The 13,761-nt window shown below is 67.0% G+C and carries 14 protein-coding genes and 1 tRNA gene; 8 read left to right on the top strand and 7 right to left on the bottom strand.

Annotation, left to right across the window (positions count from 1 at the left end; all coding sequences use genetic code 11):
- The first annotated feature begins 14 nt into the window (after positions 1 to 14).
- The 3 genes from zwf to pgl are packed head-to-tail and all read left to right on the top strand — an operon-like array spanning position 15 to position 3,282.
- Positions 15 to 1,565, top strand: coding sequence for a glucose-6-phosphate dehydrogenase (gene zwf / locus ACIP5T_RS01260; RefSeq protein WP_400859939.1), 1,551 nt, complete (start codon positions 15 to 17; stop codon positions 1,563 to 1,565).
- Positions 1,562 to 2,497 (top strand): glucose-6-phosphate dehydrogenase assembly protein OpcA, encoded by a 936-nt coding sequence (locus ACIP5T_RS01255; protein WP_400859937.1) that lies wholly within the window; start codon positions 1,562 to 1,564, stop codon positions 2,495 to 2,497. Before zwf ends, ACIP5T_RS01255 begins: the two co-directional genes overlap by 4 nt.
- Positions 2,497 to 3,282 carry a 6-phosphogluconolactonase gene (pgl, locus tag ACIP5T_RS01250; RefSeq protein WP_400859935.1) on the top strand — a complete coding sequence of 262 codons (786 nt, stop codon included), beginning with the start codon at positions 2,497 to 2,499 and terminating at the stop codon, positions 3,280 to 3,282. The genes ACIP5T_RS01255 and pgl overlap by 1 nt, the downstream gene beginning before the upstream one ends.
- A 22-nt stretch (positions 3,283 to 3,304) precedes the next feature.
- Here pgl and ACIP5T_RS01245 read toward each other — a convergent pair whose 3' ends face one another.
- Positions 3,305 to 4,306 (bottom strand): DMT family transporter, encoded by a 1,002-nt coding sequence (locus ACIP5T_RS01245; RefSeq protein ID WP_400864549.1) that lies wholly within the window; start codon positions 4,304 to 4,306, stop codon positions 3,305 to 3,307.
- A 49-nt stretch (positions 4,307 to 4,355) separates the two neighbouring features.
- Here ACIP5T_RS01245 and def point away from each other — a divergent pair, with 49 nt between their 5' ends.
- Positions 4,356 to 4,922, top strand: coding sequence for a peptide deformylase (gene def / locus ACIP5T_RS01240; RefSeq protein WP_400859933.1), 567 nt, complete (start codon positions 4,356 to 4,358; stop codon positions 4,920 to 4,922).
- 129 nt (positions 4,923 to 5,051) lie between these two features.
- Complete coding sequence (locus ACIP5T_RS01235) at positions 5,052 to 5,558, top strand: septum formation family protein (protein WP_400859931.1); 507 nt, start codon at positions 5,052 to 5,054, stop codon at positions 5,556 to 5,558.
- 144 nt (positions 5,559 to 5,702) lie between these two features.
- Here ACIP5T_RS01235 and ACIP5T_RS01230 read toward each other — a convergent pair.
- The 5 genes from ACIP5T_RS01230 to dusB form a co-directional block, all read right to left on the bottom strand.
- A tRNA-Asn gene (locus ACIP5T_RS01230) sits at positions 5,703 to 5,778 on the bottom strand.
- 96 nt (positions 5,779 to 5,874) lie between these two features.
- Positions 5,875 to 6,648, bottom strand: coding sequence for an ATP-binding cassette domain-containing protein (locus ACIP5T_RS01225; protein ID WP_400859930.1), 774 nt, complete (start codon positions 6,646 to 6,648; stop codon positions 5,875 to 5,877).
- A gap of 36 nt (positions 6,649 to 6,684) precedes the next feature.
- Entirely contained in the window at positions 6,685 to 8,550 is a 1,866-nt protein-coding gene (gene dnaG, locus ACIP5T_RS01220) for a DNA primase (protein WP_400859929.1), read from the bottom strand.
- Positions 8,550 to 9,944 (bottom strand): deoxyguanosinetriphosphate triphosphohydrolase, encoded by a 1,395-nt coding sequence (locus tag ACIP5T_RS01215; protein WP_400859927.1) that lies wholly within the window; start codon positions 9,942 to 9,944, stop codon positions 8,550 to 8,552. Before ACIP5T_RS01215 ends, dnaG begins: the two co-directional genes overlap by 1 nt.
- A complete protein-coding gene (dusB, locus tag ACIP5T_RS01210; protein ID WP_400859926.1) occupies positions 9,934 to 11,088 on the bottom strand; it encodes a tRNA dihydrouridine synthase DusB in 1,155 nt (384 codons plus the stop codon). The genes ACIP5T_RS01215 and dusB overlap by 11 nt, the downstream gene beginning before the upstream one ends.
- Before the next feature lie 59 nt (positions 11,089 to 11,147).
- On the opposite strand from dusB, the gene ACIP5T_RS01205 reads away from it, so the two are divergent.
- Positions 11,148 to 11,642 (top strand): glutathione peroxidase, encoded by a 495-nt coding sequence (locus ACIP5T_RS01205; RefSeq protein ID WP_400859924.1) that lies wholly within the window; start codon positions 11,148 to 11,150, stop codon positions 11,640 to 11,642.
- A gap of 40 nt (positions 11,643 to 11,682) precedes the next feature.
- Positions 11,683 to 12,432 (top strand): phosphotransferase, encoded by a 750-nt coding sequence (locus ACIP5T_RS01200; RefSeq protein ID WP_400859923.1) that lies wholly within the window; start codon positions 11,683 to 11,685, stop codon positions 12,430 to 12,432.
- Here ACIP5T_RS01200 and ACIP5T_RS01195 read toward each other — a convergent pair.
- Positions 12,429 to 13,124: a DsbA family protein gene (locus ACIP5T_RS01195; RefSeq protein WP_400859921.1), complete on the bottom strand. Its 696-nt coding sequence runs from the start codon at positions 13,122 to 13,124 to the stop codon at positions 12,429 to 12,431. The genes ACIP5T_RS01200 and ACIP5T_RS01195 overlap by 4 nt on opposite strands.
- Positions 13,125 to 13,177: 53 nt before the next feature.
- Between ACIP5T_RS01195 and ACIP5T_RS01190 the strand changes: the two genes are divergently transcribed.
- Positions 13,178 to 13,753 (top strand): AAA family ATPase, encoded by a 576-nt coding sequence (locus tag ACIP5T_RS01190; RefSeq protein ID WP_400859919.1) that lies wholly within the window; start codon positions 13,178 to 13,180, stop codon positions 13,751 to 13,753.
- Positions 13,754 to 13,761 lie beyond the last annotated feature (8 nt).

Here is a 13,761-nt window from a genome sequence, read left to right as displayed (position 1 = left end):
AGAATCCCCCACCGATGTCTGTTCCCATCTCGCGCGGGCACAACCCGCTGCGTGACCCCGATGATCGCCGTCTCAACCGGATCGCGGGGCCCAGCGCCCTCGTGATCTTCGGTGTGACCGGAGACCTGTCACGCAAGAAGCTCATGCCCGCCGTCTACGACCTCGCCAACCGCGGGCTCCTGCCTCCCGGATTCGCTCTCGTCGGCTTCGCCCGTCGCGATTGGGAGGACCAGGACTTCGCCCAGGTCGTCTACGACGCGGTCAAGCAGCACGCTCGCACGCCGTTCCGCGAGGAGACCTGGGCGCAGCTGCTCCAGGGCATCCGCTTCGTCTCGGGTGAGTTCGACAACCCCGAGTCGTTCCGCAAGCTCCGAGAGACCGTCGACCAGCTCGACGTCGAGCGCGGCACGATGGGCAACCATGCGTTCTACCTGTCGATCCCGCCGAAGGACTTCCCTCTCGTCGCGAAGCAGCTCAAGGACTCGGGTCTCGTGGGCGCGAACGACGATGACGACGAGCGCTGGCGCCGCGTCGTCATCGAGAAGCCCTTCGGTCACGACCTCGAGTCGGCGCGCGAGCTCAACGCCGCCCTCGAGGTGGCGTTCTCTGCCGACTCGATCTTCCGCATCGATCACTACCTCGGCAAGGAGACGGTCCAGAACATCCTGGCGCTGCGCTTCGCCAACGAGCTGTACGAGCCGATCTGGAACCGCAACTACGTCGACCACGTGCAGATCACGATGGCCGAGGACATCGGCGTCGGAGGCCGTGCGGGCTACTACGACGGCGTCGGCGCCGCGCGCGATGTCATTCAGAACCACCTCCTGCAGCTGCTCGCGCTCACCGCCATGGAAGAGCCGATCAGCCTGTCGGCCGAGCATCTTCGCGCCGAGAAGGAGAAGGTGCTCGCCGCGGTTCACGTTCCCGAGGACCTCTCGGTCGCCACTGCCCGCGGGCAGTACGCGGGCGGGTGGCAGGGTGGCGAGAAGGTCACCGGCTTCCTCGACGAGGACGGGATGAACCCGGAATCCGCCACGGAGACGTACGCCGCCATCAAGCTCGAGATCGACACCCGCCGCTGGTCGGGCGTGCCGTTCTACCTGCGCACCGGAAAGCGCCTCGGACGACGTGTGACCGAGGTCGCCGTCGTGTTCAAGAAGGCACCGGAGCACCTCTTCGGTCGCTCGAATACGTCGGAGCTCGGCCAGAACGCTCTCGTGATCCGCGTCCAGCCCGATGAGGGCGTCACGATCCGCTTCGGCTCCAAGGTGCCGGGCAACGGGACCAACGTGCGCGACGTCACCATGGACTTCGGCTACGGTCACGCGTTCACCGAAGCGAGCCCCGAGGCGTACGAGCGTCTGATCCTCGACGTCCTCCTGGGCGACCCGCCGCTGTTCCCGCGGCATGAAGAGGTCGAGCTCTCCTGGAAGATCCTCGACCCCGTGGAGAAGTACTGGGCAGCCGAGGGCGGCCCGGTCGACCAGTACGCACCCGGTTCGTGGGGTCCGGCATCCGCCGACGACCTCCTTGCCCGTGACGGACGAGTGTGGAGACGCCCATGATCATCGACCTTCCCGACACGACCGTCAGCCAGGTCGCCAAGCAGCTCGTCAAGGTGCGTGAAGAAGGCGGAGCGGTCGCGCTCGGCCGTGTGCTCACGCTCATCATCTCCGCCCGCAACGGCGTCGCTGAGGCCGCGATCGACGCGGCCAATGATGCATCGCGCGAGCATCCCATGCGTGTCATCGTGCTCACCACGGGCGACGGCGAATCACGACTCGACGCGCAGATCCGCGTCGGTGGCGACGCCGGAGCCTCCGAGGTGGTCGTTCTCCGCGCTTACGGGGACGCCGCGAGCAACGAAGAGAGCCTGGTCACCGGCCTGCTCCTGCCGGACGCGCCCGTCGTCGCCTGGTGGCCCGAAGAGGCACCGACCTCGCCGGCCGCGTCTCCGCTCGGCAAGATCGCGCAGCGACGCATCACGGATGCCGCGACGGCACCCGATGTCCGCGATCGCCTGGCTCAGCTCGGGAAGACGCATGCTCCGGGAGACACCGACCTCGCCTGGACGCGTCTCACGCACTGGCGCGAGCAGCTCGCCGCGGTGCTCGATCAGCCCCCGTTCGAAGAGGTGACTGCTGTGGAGGTTCGCGGCGGCTCTGCTTCTCCGTCCACGGCTCTGCTCGCCGCTTGGCTGCAGATGGCCCTCGACATTCCCGTCAAATGGTCGTACGAAGACCCGGAGCGCTGGCAGGAGGGCATCAAGTCTGTGCGGCTGCACCGCTCGTCCGGTGACATCCTGCTCGAGCGCCCCACGCCCGGGGTCGCGGTTCTGACGCAGCCGGATCAGCCCGATCACGACCTGCACCTCCCCCGCCGCACCCTGCGAGAGTGCCTTGCCGAGGAGCTGCGTCGCCTCGACCCTGACGTCCTGTACGGTCGAGTGATCACTGAGGGCTGGGAGAAGCTGGGTCCGCCCGAGACAGGAGAATGATGTCGACGCAGACAGCATCCGCTGAGAAGCGAGTCGTGGTCGAGCCGACGCCCGCAGCACTCGCTGCGAGCGTGGCCGACCGATTCCTGACCCGGCTTCGCGCCCGCACGCGCAACGGCCGCATCGCGCATATCGCCCTCACGGGCGGTTCCATGGGCGCCGCGGTCCTGCGCGCGACGCGTGACGACCCTCGGTCGGCTCAGATCGACTGGTCACTGGTGCACTTCTGGTGGGGTGACGAACGCTTCGTCGCCCGCGACGACGCCGACCGCAACGCCGTGCAGTCGCGGGAGGCCCTCCTCGACCACATCCCAGTTCCGACCGAGAACGTGCACGAGGTCGCAGCCGCAGGCGAGGGGGTCACTCTCGACGAGGCCGCCGCGGCCTACGCCGCAGAGCTCGCGCGATACGGCACCGAGGAGCACCCGTGGCCGTCGTTCGCCGTCTGCTTCCTCGGCGTGGGGCCTGACGGGCACATCGCCTCCCTGTTCCCCGATCGCCCCGAAGTCACGGTGACGGATGCTGCCGCACTCGCGGTGCGAGACTCCCCCAAGCCTCCGCCTGAGCGAGTCACGCTGACGCGACCGGTTCTCAACGCCTCGAAGCGAGTCTGGCTCGTGCTCACCGGCGCAGACAAGGCGTCGGCGCTCGGCCTCGCCCTTGCCGGCGCCAGCTACACGAACGTGCCGGCAGCCGGCGCCAAGGGTCGCAAGCGCACAGTGTTCTTCGTCGACGAGGCTGCCGCCTCAGAGGTCTCGCCCGACCTCATCGATCCGGCGTACTGAGCCGGGTCGGCGTCGGTCGGGCTCAGGCCTCTTTCGCCTCGCCACCCGTGGCGTCGTCGCTTCCGCGGGTGATACCGAGATCCTGGCTGTCGCTGAGCACCTGAGGGTGGTAGCGAGCCAATCCGACGACGCCCCATACCGCGATCGCGCCGGCGATGGCGAAGATCACGAGGACCCACGGCGGTGCGGCGGCCGCCTCGCCGAGCACGACCATGCCGATGAGCACGGCGATCAGCGGATCGACGACGGTGAGACCCGCGATGACGAGATCCGGGGGACCCGAGCTGTAGGCCGTCTGAACGAAGTAGGCGCCGACAGCCGCCGCGGCGATCAGGGCGATCACGCAGACGATGGTGATCCAGTCGAAGTTGCCCGCCTGAACACGCTTGATGACGACCTTCGCGAGCGTCGCGACGAAGCCGTAGAGGATTCCCGCGCCGACGATGTAGAAGAGCGCACGCATGCGGTGACGGAGCACGAGCCAACATGCACCGAGGATGATGATCACGACGAGCAGGATCGCCAGGATCGTGAAGAGCTCAGTGTCAGTGACCTCCTTCTCAGTGGCGAAGATCGCCGCGAAGAAGACGAAGAGGAAGATTCCTCCGACGCAGCAGACGATCGCCGTGATCGACTGCTTGGTGGGTGAGTGCCCGGAGATGCGGGCATTGAGCAGCGTCGTCATGACGAGCGCGATCGCGCCGAGCGGCTGAACGACGATCAGCGGCGCGACGGTCAGGGCCGCGAGTTGGCACACGATGGCCAAGCCGAGCATCAACGTGCCGACGAGCCACGACGGCCGCGTCAGCAGCCCGCGCACCTGAGCCATCGACAGACCGGACGCCCCGTCCGCACCGCTCAGCCGCTCCATCTTCTCGACGCCGCGGTGCTGATACTGAGCACCGAGCGACATGAAGACCGCTCCCGCGAGTGCGAGGGGGATGCCGAGGAGCAGTCCCGGGTTCTGGAACGCGCCTACCAGCTGGTCGGTGACGTCTTCCGCCCCAGCCGTCCATACGGAGATGCTCACCCTACGACCCTACCCGGCGATATGCGCCGAGTAGGGTTATGGCGTGGCTGTTCTTCCTATTCGCATCATGGGCGATCCCGTCCTGCACTCCCCCGCATCCGTCGTCGAAGAGATCACCGACGACATCCGCACCCTCGTCTCCGACATGTTCGAGACGATGGACATCGCGCCCGGCGTCGGTCTCGCCGCGCCTCAGGTCGGCGTGCCCCTGCGCATCTACACGTACGCCTACGTCGACGACGAAGACCAGCCATGGCGCGGGGTCATCATCAACCCGGAGCTCTGGATGGTGCCGCTGGAGCCGGGCGAGCCTGACGACGAGCTCGAATCCGAAGGATGCCTCTCCTTCCCCGGCGAGCGGTTCCCGCTGCGTCGCTCCGAGCGGGTGCGCGTCACGGGCACCGCCATCGACGGTTCTCCTGTCGAGATCTCCGTCGACGGATGGCGTGCACGCATCATGCAGCACGAATTCGACCACCTCGACGGCATCCTCTACATCGACCGCCTCTCGGACGGAGACTGGAAGACGGTGCAGAAGATCGCCAAGAAACGCGGATGGGGCAAGCCCGGCGCCAGCTGGATGCCTGGCATCGACGATCTGGAAGGCTGACCTTACCTCTCAGCCCAGTCAAAGGCTTCTCGGAGTTGCATCACAGACTCCGAGCCGGATAGCGTGCTTGAGGCGGGATATCGATATACCCGCGCACCAAGAGGCTCTGGAGGGGACGAAATGATGAAGATGCGCACGCGACGCGCACTGGCGCTGGCAGGTTCTGCTGTGGCGCTGTCGGTCGCACTGACCGGCTGTAGCGCGCTGAACGGCATCCTGGGGGGCGGATCGGGCGATGCCGACCGCGACGAGGACACCGGACAGGTCACCGAGAGTTCGAACATCGACATCTTCGCGCTGAAGCTCGGCGACTGCAAGATGGCTAGTGCGACCGGGCTGATCGAGGACGCCGATGTCGTACCGTGCGACCAGCCGCACGACGAAGAGGTCTACTACGAGATCACGATGGACGACGGTGAGTTCTCCGAGGAGAACATCGACGCCGCCTCGCAGGAGTGCATCGGCGACGCCTACACGACCTTCGTCGGCATCGCGTTCAACGACTCCGTGCTCGAGGTCTACCCGATCACGCCCACCCAGCAGACCTGGGACGAGCTGAACGACCGCGTCGTACAGTGCGTCATCTCCGACCCCGCCGGCCAGACCACCGGCTCGCTCAAGGGCGCTGCACGCTGATCCGACGTCGTTTCACAGCACGAGGCCCCGTCAGTCGACGGGGCCTCGTTCGCGTTGTCGGTGCTGTCTTCGCCTTGGTCGAGGAAGATCACCCGAGAACTGACGAGCGAAAGGGAAAAGCCCCTCCGAAGAGGGGCTTTTCATTGGCTCCCCGGCTTGGACTCGAACCAAGAACCTGCCGGTTAACAGCCGGCTGCTCTGCCAATTGAGCTACCGAGGAATGTGCTCCGCTGCGCGGGCAACTCGTCAATCCTAGCAAACTCCAGAGCGTGGTCGTGACACGGGCCGAAGGTCGGGCGTGTCGGCCACAGCTCCGTCAGTGGCCCGAATCCGCCTCGGCATTCGGGGCCCACAGCAGGTCCTTGCCTACGCCGCGGGCGACCACATGGCCGCCGCGCAGCATGAGCGTCTCTGCGTTCAGCTCGCGGATGAAGTCGGCGTCGTTCGTGACCAGCAGCGCACCCATCCCCTGCTCCTTGCGACGTCGCGTGATGGCGTCGAACACCACGGGTCGCACTTCGAGGTCGAGGTTGGCGAGGATCTCATCAGCGATGAGAACCCGGGGCTCGAGCACGAACGATCTGGCGATCGCGACGCGTTGGCGCATCCCGGCGCTGAGCTCGTAGGGGAACTTCGCGGCTGTTCCGAGCGGCAGGTGCAGCTCGTCGAGAAGCGTCGCGACCCGGATGGACAGGGCCTTGGTGTTGACCCGCTTCTCGCGGATCAGGATCGGCTCGGCGATGACCTCGTTGACCGTGAGCTGGGGAGGAAGATCGGCGCCGGCCCCCTGCGGCACGAAACCGGTGCGGTAGGTGAGCACGCGATGCTTGCGTCCCGGCCTGCGGATGTCGACTCCGCAGACCTGCGCGCTGCCGCCCACGACCCGGACGGACGGATCGGTCGAACCCGCCAGGGCGGCGACCAGAGTGGACTTGCCCGAGCCGGTCGGGCCGGCGACGCAGATGAGCTCGCCCGGCGCGAGCGAGAAGCTGACCCCGTCGATGGCGCGGGTCGGGCCGCTGTGCCCGATGCGGTCGATCACCAGATCTGAGCTGTCGATCGCATTGGTCGATTCGGGCCGAGAGAACATTCTCCCATCCTGCCCTGCCGCGCCTGACAGCCGCCGTTACGACTCGGCGAACCGCTGACGCTCGACGTCGATGTCACGAAGGCGCATGCGCAGAGCACGCCCGCCGTCGGAGTCCGCCGGAACCCGCTGCACCGCTCCGAGGAGCTCCTGCTTCTCGTGTTCCAGAATGCGCATGATGAGCCGTTTGGCGAGGTCGGTCGTCGAGGCGACCGCGCCCTCTTCGTTGCGCGCGGGGAAGGGCGTCATCAGCAGTTCGCCCGCGAGCGATCGGTAGGGTTCTCGCACCGAGTTGACGGTATCCGTCACCCACCCGGCGCGGGTCCGGTCAGGTGCCGATGCGACGGCCTCGCGTACGGCGTCCAGCCCCGGTGTCCGGAAAGGTGCGCTGAGGGCGCGTGTGAGCAGCGCCTGATCGATCTGATGTCCGTATTGAAGAGCACCCATCAGAGCGTCTCGCTCGACTGCCGCATCCGCAGTACGCGGCAGGCTCGCGAGGGTGACCGGAGCCACGCCTGGCGTGCCGGTCGCGGAGTCGCTCGCACTCTCGTGCCTGGTCGATTCGTGTCTCGACGACTGCGATCCCCCGCGCGCCGCACGCTCGACCTCGTTGCGCACCTCTGTGGGGTCCATGCCCAGCCGCCGTGCCAGCACGCGCTCGTAGCCGGGTCGCAGCAGCCGATCACGGATCTCGGCCACGATCGGCGCTGCCGCGCGAAGGGCGCCGACGCGGCCTTCGACCGTCGAGAGGTCGAAGCCGCTCAGCTTCCTGTCGATCGCGAACTCGAACATCGGCTGCTTCGTCTCCATCAGGGAGCGCACGGCGGCATCGCCGCGCTGCAGCCTGAGGTCGCACGGGTCGAGCCCGTCGGGCGCCACGGCGACGAACGTCTGGGCATTGAAACGATCGTCTTCGGTGAAGGCACGGAGAGCCGCCTTCTGGCCGGCCTCGTCGCCGTCGAACGTGAAAACGACTTCACCCGAGGCATTGTCGTCACCCATGACGCGGCGCAGGACCTTGATGTGGTCGGTTCCGAAAGCCGTGCCGCAGGTCGCGGTCGCGGTCGTGAGCCCCGCGAGATGGCAGGCCATGACATCTGTGTATCCCTCGACCACCACGACCCGACGAGGATCGCCCCGCGAGATGTCGCGCTTGGCGAGATCGAGTCCGTATAGCACCTGCGCCTTCTTGTAGATCGGGGTCTCCGGGGTGTTCAGGTATTTCGGGCCCTGATCGTCGTCGAACAGCTTGCGCGCGCCGAACCCGATGGTCTGACCCGACACGTCGCGGATCGGCCACACCAGACGGCCGCGAAAGCGGTCGTAGACGCCGCGCTGCCCCGTCGACACCAGGCCGGCGGCACTCAGCTCGTCGCGGGTGAACCCCTGCGCGGTGAGAGCCTTCAGCATCTTGTCCCAGCCGCGCGGCGCGAAGCCGACACCGAAATGCGCGGCAGCGCCGGCATCGAATCCCCGCTCGCCGAGGAAACGGCGTCCTGCCTCGGCGTCGGCGGTGAGCAGCTGCGCCCGGAAGTACTCCGCTGCGGCGGTGTTGGCGGCATAGAGGCGGCTGCGCCCGCTCGTCTCCGGAGCCGACCCGCCGTCTTCGTAGTGCAGGGAGTATCCGATGCGGCCGGCGAGACGCTCGACGGCCTCGGTGAAGCTGACGTGGTCCATCTCGCGCAGGAACGAGTAGACGTCGCCCGACTCGCCGCATCCGAAACAGTGGTAGTAGCCGACCTGAGGCCGCACGTGAAAGCTCGGGCTCTTCTCGTCGTGGAACGGGCACAGCCCCTTGAGCGACCCGACGCCTGCAGACTTGAGGGCGACGCGCTCTCCGACGATGTCAGCGATGTTCGTGCGGGCCTTGACCTCGTCGACGTCGGCCTGGCGGATGCGGGGCATCAGCCTGCCCCTTCGACGACCGCCTGTCGCGGCGCGTGCTCCCGTGCACCCGGTCGCGCGTGACGGGGTGTCCAGATGCCGACCTCTGCGGGGTCGATCTCGCCGACCAGCCTGTTGTGCCAGTCGATCGCGCTCTGATCGGTGAGACTCGCGATCTGGTCGACGATCACCCGTGCGCGCTCGGCATCCGTCGTCGCGGCGACGAAGTCGGCCGAGAAGGCAGGCTCGAGCACATCCGCGCCCGCCGACCAGAGCGTGTCTGTCGACCACAGCGCATCGGCGAGCCTCTTCAGCACGCGGCGCTGCTCTTTGTAGACGCCCTTGCGGGCCTCGATCGTGACGATCGCCTGCCCCATGATGCCCTTGAGAACGGCGATCTCCGCCTCGATGACGCGCGGCACGACGACGTGCGCGTTGTAGCGCACCAGGGCAGGGCCGGCATACGCCTCGCGCGTGGCCGAGACGGCTGCGCGCGCGAACCGACCGATGAAGTCACTCGTGAGGTTCTTGAGCCGAGCGAGATCTCGACGCGACCGATCGAAGGACTGCAGCCACATCGGCTGCGATGCCAGCCGATAGAGCGCGTCGGCGAGCTCATCGCGGGTGAAGTCGTAGCCCACCCACTGTTGGATGCGATCGATCAGCGCCTCGTGCGCCTGCGGATCGGCGAGCTGGGAGACATCGACGTAGCCGTTGAGGATCGCATCCTCGAAGTCGTGCACGGAGTAGCCGATGTCGTCGGAGAGATCCATGATCTCGGCCTCGATGCAGCGCCGACGCCCCGGAACACCGTCGCGCATCCAGCGGAACACCGCTTCGTCTTCGGGATACACGCCGAACTTGAGGCGCCCGCCCGGGTCAGGCACCGGGCTGTCGACGGTCCACGGGTACTTGCACGTCGCGTCGAGGCTCGCCCTGGTGAGGTTGAGCCCGACCGACTGTCCGTTGTCATCGATGGCCTTGGCCTCGAGCCTCGTCAGGATGCGCAGCGACTGCGCGTTGCCCTCGAAGCCGCCGATCGGCTCGGCCCACTCGTTGAGCGCGCGCTCGCCGTTGTGGCCGAACGGAGGGTGACCGAGGTCGTGGCTGAGGCAGGCGGTGTCGACGACATCGGCTGAGACTCCGAGCGCGGTCGCGAGTTCGCGTCCGACCTGAGCGACCTCGAGTGAGTGGGTGAGACGGTTGCGAGCGAAGTCCGCCGTGCTCGCGGGGCTGAGCACCTGCGTCTTGGCAGCCAGGCGTCGAAGCGCCGCGGAGTGCAGCACACGCGCACGGTCGCGGGCGAAGTCGTCGCGTTCGGATCGATGGGTCTCGGCGAAGAATCGCTCGGCGTCGCGCGGGTCGTATCCGTCCGAGCGACCGCGCTCCGGGTGTGCCTGAGGATCAGCCGCCACTGTTCTCGATCTCCGCCCCTCGCATCATCTCGGACGCCGACGCCGCGAGCTCCCGCGACTCCAGCCACTTGTCCGGCAGCGCCGGTCGCTTCGGGCGTCCGGACCGACCGCGCTGGCCCTCGGCATCCGCGCCGGGATACAGCGCCGTGTGGTCGAGCTGACCGAGCAGCTCGTCGATCTCGGCCAGGCTGGATGCCGTCGCGAGCCCGGTGCGGATGTCGCCGCCGACGGGGTATCCCTTGAAGTACCAGGCGACGTGCTTCCGGACGTCCCGGCACCCGCGGTCCTCGTCTTCAAAGAACTCGACGAGCAGCTCGGCGTGCCGACGGAAGGCGTCGGCCACGAAGCCGAGGGTCGCATCGACCGGGTGCGACTCGGCGCCGAACGCCGCAGCGAGCTCGCCGAACAGCCACGGGCGACCGAGACATCCGCGTCCGACGACCACGCCGTCGCAATCAGTCTGCTCCATCATGCGCACGGCGTCTTCGGCCGACCAGATGTCGCCGTTGCCGAGAACCGGGACGCTCGTCACGGCCTGCTTGAGCTCGCCGATCGCGTTCCAGTCGGCGAAGCCGGAGTAGAACTCGCTCGCTGTGCGCGCGTGCAGGGCGATGGCCGAGACACCCGCGTCTTCGGCCGCGCGACCTGCATCGAGGAAGGTGAGGTGATCGGGGTCGATACCCTTGCGCATCTTGATCGTCAGCGGCACGTCGCCGGCGGCCTTGACGGCCTGCGTGACGATCTGCGAGAAGAGCGAGCTCTTCCAGGGCAGCGCCGCTCCCCCGCCCTTGCGGGTGACCTTGGGAACGGGGCAGCCGAAGTTCAGGTCGATGTGGTCCGCGTGGTCCTCGGCGACGATGATGCGAACGGCCTCGGAGATGGTGTGCGGATCGACGCCGTAGAGCTGGATCGACCGAGGGGTCTCGGACTCGTGGTGGCGGATCAGTCGCATCGTCGTCTCGTTGCGCTCGACCAGCGCGCGGGACGTGATCATCTCGCTCACGTACAGCCCCGCACCGTACTCGCGGCAGAGACGTCGGAAGGCGGTGTTCGTGATGCCCGCCATGGGTGCGAGCACGACCGGTACGTCGAGAGCGATCGGACCGATGTCGAGGGTGCGAGCGGAGGCGGTGGCGATAGTCATATCCCCTCCATTCTCCCAGACACGGAGCCGGTATCGGCGCATCGACCTAAGCTGTGAATATGACTGATCCCGCAGTGCGCTCCATCCCCTTCACCGACGCCGACGGCAACGAGAAGACGATCGACGATCTGGGCGCCGACGTCGTGCTCGTGGTCAACGTCGCGTCGAAGTGCGGCCTCACTCCGCAGTACGAGCAGCTCGAAGAACTGCAGCGTCTCTACGGCGACCGCGGGTTCAGCGTCGTGGGGTTCCCCTGCAACCAGTTCTTCGGTCAGGAGCCCGGCTCGGTCGACGACATCCTCGAGTTCTGCTCCACCACCTACGGTGTGACGTTCCCCATCAACGACAAGGTGAAGGTGAACGGCAAGAACGCCACCGAGCTCTACAAGACGCTGAAGGAGACTCCGGATGCCGGCGGCAAGGCCGGTCGCGTCGAGTGGAACTTCGAGAAGTTCCTGGTGCTCCCCGATGGAGAAGTCGTCCGGTTCCGCCCGAAGCAGAAGCCGAACGATCCCGAGATCGTCGGCGCGATCGAAGCCGCGCTGACCCGCTAGGCGACCGCGGCGTCACTCGCGATCCGGACGGTGGGGGCACGTGGAGCACGAGCACGAACTCTCCGGTGGCAACGCCAGCGGGCCCGTCGTCAGAGTCGGCGATACGGTCCGCAAGATCTGGACCGCAGCGACGCCCGGCGTCCACGCGTTGATGGTGCACGTGCGCGAGCGGGGCGTCGATGTTCCTTCGCCCCTCGGACGAGATGCCTCCGCACGTCAGATCATCGAGTACGTGCCAGGACGCCTCGCAATCGATGCGCCCCCACTGACCTGCGACGAATTGCGCAGAGTCGGGGCGATGATCCGAGCGATCCATGACGCGAGCGCGGACTTCTCCCCTCCGGCCGACATCAGGTGGGAGACGGCGATCGCTGCTCCCGGTGCAAATCTCGTGTGCCACAACGACCTCGCGCCCTGGAACCTCATCGTCGGAGACCGGTGGGTCTTCATCGACTGGGATGCCGCAGCACCGAGCACTCGTCTCTGGGACCTCGCGTACGCGGCGCAGAGCTTCACGTTGTCGGCCACCGATGCTTCCCCCGCGCGGGCGGCGACCTGCCTGCGGGCGTTCGTGGACGGCTACGGTGCCGACCTGGATCTCCGCAGAAGACTGCCATCTGCGATGCATCGGCGGGCCGCAGCGATGCTCGATCTGCTCACCACCGCTCACCAGCAGCGCCGCGAGCCGTGGGCATCCATGTTCGCGGATGGCCACGGCACGCATTGGGCCGCTGTCGTCGACTACGTGGGCGCGCACCGAGCCGTCTGGCTCGATGCGCTGACCCGCTAGACGGCTGTTGCAGCCTCAGGCTCGGCTTCGGCCTCGCCGCGCTTGGCCCAGAGGTCACGCAGGACGTTCTCGAACGCTGCGGGCGGCTGCGCTCCGCTGATGCCGTACTGACCGTCGATCACGAAGAACGGCACGCCCTGGATGCCATAGGCCTGAGCCTGTGCCTGATCCTGGCGGACGTCGGCGAGGTGACGGGCGGAGACGAGGGCCTCACGTGTGTCATCGGGGTTGAGCCCCACCTCGACGGCGAGCTCGACGAGGTCGTCGATGCGGCCGACGTGCTTGCCCTCGGTGAAATACGCCGACATGAGACGCTCTTCCATCTCATGCTGCACACCCTGGGCCTTCGCGAAGTGCAGCAGTTCGTGCGCCTTCACCGTGTTGGTGTGCTGCAGCAGGTCGAAGCGGTACGCGAGACCGGCGTTCTCTGCGACGCCGGTGACGTGCGAGAGCATCTGCTCGACCTGGTCACGCGGCATCCCCTTGTGACCGGCGAGGAAGTCGATCTCATCTCCGTCGAAGTCGACCGGGGTGTCGGGCGAGAGCTCGAACGAGTGGAAGGTGATGTTCACCTGCGGGGCGTCGTCGTCGCCGGAGACGGCTTCGAGACCCTTCTCGAGGTTGCGCTTGCCGATGTAGCACCACGGGCAGGCGATGTCGGACCAGATGTCAATCGAGATGGCTTCACTCACACTGACATCCAACCGTATGCACCTATGGGCTATTCCGTCGTTAGGATTCTCAGATGCTCTCCGCCGATGATCCTCTGCCGCTCCGGCCAGAGAGAGTGCTGATCGCGGGTGTCACAGGATCGGGCAAGACGACGCTCGCACGGCGCATCGCCGGCCTCTGGGATCTGCGTCACGTCGAGATCGACGGACTCTTCCACGGTGAGAACTGGACTCCACGGCCGTCTTTCCTCGACGATGTGCGCGCCTTCGCTGCGGAGGACCGCTGGGTCACCGAGTGGCAGTACACGAGCAAGGGCACCGACGAGATCCTCGCTCCTCGTGCGCAGCTCGTGATCTGGCTCGACTACCCGTACCCCCTCGTGCGTAGACGTCTCCTGCTCCGCACGCTGAAGCGGCGACTGCTGCGCACGCGGCTCTGGAACAGCAACGTCGAACCGGCGCTGTGGGAACGCGAGGGATGGACCGGCGAGAACGACATCCTGCGTTGGCAGAAGAACACGCGCACCAAATGGATGGAGCGCATGCCTCACATCGAGGCATCCCATCCGCATCTGCAAGTGGTTCGCTTCGATCACCCTCGCACTCTCGAGACCTGGCTCGGGCGCGTCGATCGGGCCCTGGCATCGTGACGTCTCGG

The organism is Microbacterium sp. NPDC088619 (assembly GCF_044752825.1).
In the GTDB taxonomy this organism is placed as follows: domain Bacteria; phylum Actinomycetota; class Actinomycetes; order Actinomycetales; family Microbacteriaceae; genus Microbacterium.
The sequence above is the reverse complement of the archived record's forward strand: the minus strand, read 5'-3'. Positions and strand labels throughout refer to the sequence as shown.

Coding starts and splice junctions, on each gene's coding strand:
- zwf (WP_400859939.1), top strand. CDS start 15: ATGTCTGTTCCCATCTCGCGCGGGCACAACCCGCTGCGTGACCCCGAT.
- ACIP5T_RS01255 (WP_400859937.1), top strand. CDS start 1,562: ATGATCATCGACCTTCCCGACACGACCGTCAGCCAGGTCGCCAAGCAG.
- pgl (WP_400859935.1), top strand. CDS start 2,497: ATGTCGACGCAGACAGCATCCGCTGAGAAGCGAGTCGTGGTCGAGCCG.
- ACIP5T_RS01235 (WP_400859931.1), top strand. CDS start 5,052: ATGCGCACGCGACGCGCACTGGCGCTGGCAGGTTCTGCTGTGGCGCTG.
- ACIP5T_RS01225 (WP_400859930.1), bottom strand. CDS start 6,648: ATGTTCTCTCGGCCCGAATCGACCAATGCGATCGACAGCTCAGATCTG.
- dnaG (WP_400859929.1), bottom strand. CDS start 8,550: ATGCCCCGCATCCGCCAGGCCGACGTCGACGAGGTCAAGGCCCGCACG.
- dusB (WP_400859926.1), bottom strand. CDS start 11,088: ATGACTATCGCCACCGCCTCCGCTCGCACCCTCGACATCGGTCCGATC.
- ACIP5T_RS01205 (WP_400859924.1), top strand. CDS start 11,148: ATGACTGATCCCGCAGTGCGCTCCATCCCCTTCACCGACGCCGACGGC.
- ACIP5T_RS01190 (WP_400859919.1), top strand. CDS start 13,178: ATGCTCTCCGCCGATGATCCTCTGCCGCTCCGGCCAGAGAGAGTGCTG.